The following is a 5,281-nucleotide window of genomic DNA, read 5'->3' as shown; positions in this document are numbered from 1 at the left end:
AGCGGCAGCTCCTCCGGCAGCCCCGCCAGCGCCTCGCGCCAGTACGCGATCTGCTGCGAGATCAGGCTGCCGGGATCGTCCTCGGAACCGAACAGCTCGCGCTGCCAGAGCGTGTAGTCGGCGTACTGGACGGGCAGCGGCGCCCATTCCGGCTCGCGGCCCTCCGCTCGCGCCGCGTAGGCGAGGATCACGTCGCGGGCGAGCGGCGCCATCGACCAGCCGTCCGCCGCGATGTGGTGCAGGACGAGCATGAGGACGTGCGTGCCGCCGCCGAGCGCGAACAGGCGGGCCCGCAGCGGCGGCTCCACCGACAGGTCGAAGCCCTGTCCGACCGTCGCGGCCAGCGCCGCCGGCAGCGCGCTCTCCTCCACCTCCGCGACGTCGAGGCGGGGGCGGGCGTCGGCCGGGCCCAGGACGAGCTGGCGGGCGGTTCCGGAACGGTCGGGGAAGATCGTGCGAAGCGGCTCGTGGCGCGCCACGACGTCGGCCAGCGCGGCGCGCAGCGCGGCGAGGTCGAGGGCGCCGTCCAGGCGCAGCGCGATCGGCATGTTGAACGTCGCGGGGGCGCCCTCGAACCGGTTGAGGAACCAGAGCCGCTGCTGCGCGTACGACAGCGGGACGACGTCCGGACGCTCGGCCCGGACCAGCGGCGGGCGGACGTCACCGGCGGCCTCGGCGAGCCGCTCGGCGAGGCCCGCGACGGTCGGCGCCTCGAACAGCGCCCGGACGGGCAGCTCGGCGCCGAGCGCGGACCGGATCCGGCTGACGAGGCGGGTCGCGGTGAGGGAGTCGCCGCCGAGGTCGAAGAAGCCGTCGTCGACGCCGACCCTCGGCACGCCGAGGATCTCGGCGAACAGCCCGCAGAGGATCTCCTCCTGCGGCGAGCGCGGCGCGCGGCCGGCGGCGCCGGCGTCGGGGGCGGGCAGCGCGGCCCGGTCGAGCTTGCCGTTCACGGTGAGCGGCAGCGCCTCCAGGACGGTGAACGAGGGGACCATGTGGTCGGGCAGCCGCTCGGCCGCGTACCGCCGGACGGCGGCGGCGTCGACGTCCGGCCCGACGAGGTAGGCGGCGAGGCGCCGGTCGCCCGGCCGGTCCTCGCGGACGACGACGGCGGCCCGCGCGACGCCCGGGCATCCGGCGAGAACGTTCTCGATCTCGCCGGGCTCCACCCGGAAGCCGCGGATCTTGACCTGGTCGTCGGCGCGGCCGAGATACTCCACCGTCCCGTCCGGCCGCCACCGGCCGAGGTCACCGGTGCGGTACATGCGCTCGCCGGGCGCGCCGAACGGGTCGGCGACGAACCGCTCGGCGGACAGGCCGGGCCGGTCGTGGTAGCCGCGCGCGAGCTGCACGCCCGCGAGGTACAGCTCGCCGGGGACGCCGGCCGGGACGGGCTGGAGCGCGCGGTCCAGCAAGTAGGTCCGGGTGTTCCGGTAGGGGGCGCCGACGGTCGGGCGCCCGCTGCGGGCGACCACCGCGTTCATGGTGTCGATGGTCGACTCGGTGGGCCCGTAGAAGTTGCGCGTGGTGAGCCCGGGGACCGCGCGCAGTTCCGTCCACAGGTTCTCGCTGATCGCCTCGCCGCCGAGGAGGAGCTGCGAGGGCAGGTGCCGGCCGTCGGCGTCCAGGAGGCCCGCCTCGCGGAGCGAGGTGAAGTGCGACGGGGTGGTGTTCACCAGGTCGATCCGCGCGCGCGCCACGTACGCGGTGTAGGCCTCCACGTCGCGGCGGGTCTCGTCGTCGACGAGGTGCAGCTCGTGGCCGTACGTCATCCACAGCAGGCCCATCCAGGACGTGTCGAACGAGAACGACGCCAGGTGGGCGAACCGCATCCGGCGGCCGCCGGCCGCCTCGATCGCAGGGTCGAAGAACGCGTCCCGGTGCGCCTCGAAGTAGTTGAGCACGGCCACGTGCGGGACGGTCACGCCCTTGGGGCGCCCGGTGGATCCCGAAGTGTAGATGACGTAGGCGGCGTTGTCCGCCCGGAGGCTCCGGATCCGCTCGCCGTCGGAGGGGTCGTGGGAGGGCCGTCCGGCGGCGTCCGGGAAGTCGCCGGCGGTGATGGTCAGCGCCGGGCGGCAGTCGTCGAGCGTGGAGGCGATGCGGTCGGCCGGGTACTCGGGGTCGACCGGCACGTACGCGGCGCCGGCCTTCAGGACGCCGAGGATCGCGACGACGATCTCGGGAGTGCGCGGCAGGACGAGCGCGACGCGGTCCTCGGGGCCGACGCCCCGGGCGATCAGCTCGTGGGCGAGGCGGTTGGCGCGCGCGTTCAGGTCGGCGTAGGTCAGCCGGGCCTCGCCGCAGACGAGGGCGGTGTCGTCCGGGGTGCGGGCGGCCTGCGCCTCGAACAGGGCCGGGAGGGTGCCGGACGGGACGTCGGCGGCGGTGTCGTTCCAGGCGGCGAGGGCCGCCCGACCGGCGTCGCCGGCGAGGTCCACCGCGCCGATCACCTGGTCCGCGTCCTCGGCGAACGCCTCCAGGAAGCGGCGGACGCGGGCGAGCAGCGCCTCGACGGTGGGCGCCTCGAAGACGTCGGGCCGGTAGTGCAGGCGGAGCGAGAGGCTCTCGCCGGGGACGGCGACGAACGACAGGGGGAAGTGGGTGGCGTCGTAGGAGTCGGCCGCGGCGATGCGGACGCCGTTGAGGGGGCCGTCCATCGAGGACGGGTCGAACGGGTAGTTCTCCAGCACCGTCATCGTGTCGAACAGCGCGCCTCCGTGGCCCGCCGCCCGCTGGATGTCGGTGAGGCCGAGATGGTGGTGGGCGAGGAGTTCGGTCTGCTCGTCCTGGAGCCGCTCCATCAGCGCGCCGAGCGGCTCGTCCAGCCGGTACCGGACGCGGACCGGCAGCGTGTTGATGAACAGCCCGATCATCTGCTCGACGCCCGGCAGCTCGGGGGGACGGCCGGACACGGTCGCGCCGAACACCACGTCGCCCGTGCCGAGGAACCGTCCGAGGACGAGTCCCCAGGCGCCCTGCAGGACGGTGCTCAGCGTGACGCCGTGGCGGCGGGCGGCGCGGGTGAGGCGGCGGGTGGTGCGCTCGTCCAGCCCGGTGATCGTGCGCTCGGGGGGTTCGGGGGCGCGGGCGGCGGCCGCGGGGGCGACGAGGCTGGGCTCTCCGACGCCGTCCAGGGCGCGGCGCCAGGCGTCCTCGGCGGCGTCGCGGTCCTGTTGGGAGAGCCAGGCCAGGTAGTTCTTGTAGGGGGTGACGCGCGGCATCCCCGCGTCGTGGCCGCCCTGCATGTACAGCAGGAACAGCTCGGTCGCCATGATCGGCGTGGACCAGCCGTCCAGCAGGATGTGGTGGTTGGTGAAGATCAGGCGGTGGCTCTCAGGGCCCGTGCGGACGAGGACGAACCGCAGCAGCGGCGGCGCGGTCATGTCGAAGCCGCGCGCCCGTTCCCGCAGCACGACGGCGTCGGCCTCGGCGCCGGCGGCGGTGACCTCCTCCCACGGCAGCTCGACGGTGCGCGGCACGACCTGCACGGGCCGCGACAGGTCCTCGTGCCAGAACGCGGCGCGCAGGTTGGGGTGGCGGCGCAGCAGCGTCGCGGCGGCGGTCCGCAGCGCGGCGACGTCGAGGGGGCCCTCCAGGTCCAGGACGAACTGGGCCGTGTAGACGTCGCCGTCGCCGGCGTCGAAGAGGGCGTGGAAGAAGAAGCCCTGCTGCAGCGGCGACAGCGGCAGGATGTCCTCGAGGTCGCCCCGGTTCACTTCTTCTGCCTCCACGCGGTCTGCAGCTTGTCGATCTCGCCCTGGTCCAGGTCCACCAGCAGGTCGGACGGGGTGAATCCGCCGGCCGCGCCGCCGGCGACGTCCGCTACGAGGCCGCGCAGCGCCGCGAACCAGCCCTCGGCCAGCTCCCGGACGTCGGCGGAGTCCAGCAGCCCGCCGGGCCACGTCCAGGTCGCCGACAGCACCGGGCCCGCGGGCAGGTCCCGGGTGAGGGCGTTGACCTCCAGCGCGTGCGCCATCGGCATGCGGGGGTCCTCCCCGGCCGGCAGTTCCTCCGGGGCGAGCGTCCAGTCGCCTCCGTCGCCGCCGTCCGCGACCCGGCCGAGGTAGTTGAACGCGATCTGCGCGGGCGGGACCTCGGCCAGCTCCTCGTCCCCGTCCACGTGGCGCAGCAGCCCGTAGCCGAGGACGTCCGGGACGGCGCGCAGCTGCTCCTTCACCTTCTTGACGGCCGCGCCGCCGGTCGCGCCGCCCGCGTCCAGCCGGACGGGGTGGATCGAGGTGAACCAGCCGGCCGTGCGCGAGACGTCCACGCCCGGCACGGAGTCCTCGCGGCCGTGGCCCTCCAGGTCGACCAGCACGCCGGTGCCGCGCCCGCCGCGGCGCCTGCGCCACTGGGCGACGGCGACGGCGAGGCCGGTGAGCAGCACGTCGTTGGCGTGCCCGTGGAACGCGGCGGGCACGTCGGTGAGCAGCGGCCCCGTGACGTCGGCGGGCAGGTCGAGGGTGAGCGAGCGGGCGCGGGCCGCGATGTCCGCGCGCGGGTCGAGCGGGCGGTCCGCGAGCCTGTCGGGCGGGCCGTCGACGATGTCGAGCCAGTCCTCCAGGTCCTGCCCGCCCCGCTCGGCGGCGGTGAGCTTCTGCGCCCAGCGGCGGAAGGACGTCCCGACCGGCTGGAGCTCTCCCCCGGCCCAGGCGGTGACGAGGTCGGGGAGCAGGATGCGCCAGGTCACGCCGTCCACGACCAGGTGGTGCAGGACGACGAGGAGGCGCCCCTGCTCGCGGTCCGCGTCGAACCAGACGAGCTGCGCGACCGTCCCGGCGGCCGGGTCGAGGCGGTCGCGGGCGGCGGCGGCCTGCTCGGCGACGACGGCCTGGACCTTGTCGCCGTCCAGGCCCGCGACGTCGACGCGGGTGAGGAGGGCGGCGGCGTCGGCCGAACCCGGCGGGCGGACGACCGGCTGCCACCGGCCGCCGTCGGCGTCCAGGCGGAGTCGCAGGACGTCGTGGTGGTCGAGCAGGGTCGCCAGCGCGGCGGTCAGCCGCTCCGTGCCGAGGCCGGGCGGGGTGCGCAGCAGCATCGCCTGGTGGAAGCCGCTGATGAGCGACGCGTCGCCGTCCGCCCGGTCGCGCAGCCAGGCGATGATCGGGGTGATGGGGACGGGGCCGACCCCGGCACCCGGCGCCTCCGCTTCGATCTCCTCGCCTTCGCCGACCGGTGCGGCGGTGGCGGCGAGTTCTTCGACGGTCTGGTGCTGGAAGACCTCGCGGGGAGTGATGACCAGGCCGGACTGGCGGGCGCGTGAGACGAGCTGGATCGC

2 protein-coding genes are annotated in these 5,281 nt (G+C 75.3%); both read right to left on the bottom strand.

What is annotated here, in order from left to right:
• Nucleotides 1-3,734, bottom strand: a 3,734-nt coding sequence (locus AB0H37_RS44850) for an amino acid adenylation domain-containing protein (RefSeq protein WP_360618830.1), incomplete at its 3' end; no start/stop codon positions are given.
• A partial coding sequence (locus tag AB0H37_RS44845; protein ID WP_360618829.1) for a condensation domain-containing protein occupies nucleotides 3,716-5,281 on the bottom strand: 1,566 nt, incomplete at its 5' end. The genes AB0H37_RS44850 and AB0H37_RS44845, both read right to left, overlap by 19 nt.

The organism is Actinomadura sp. NPDC023710 (assembly GCF_040639875.1).
GTDB classification, from domain to species: domain Bacteria; phylum Actinomycetota; class Actinomycetes; order Streptosporangiales; family Streptosporangiaceae; genus Spirillospora; species Spirillospora citrea.
Note: the sequence above shows the minus strand (reverse complement) of the source record. Positions and strands in the feature narration are given on the sequence as shown.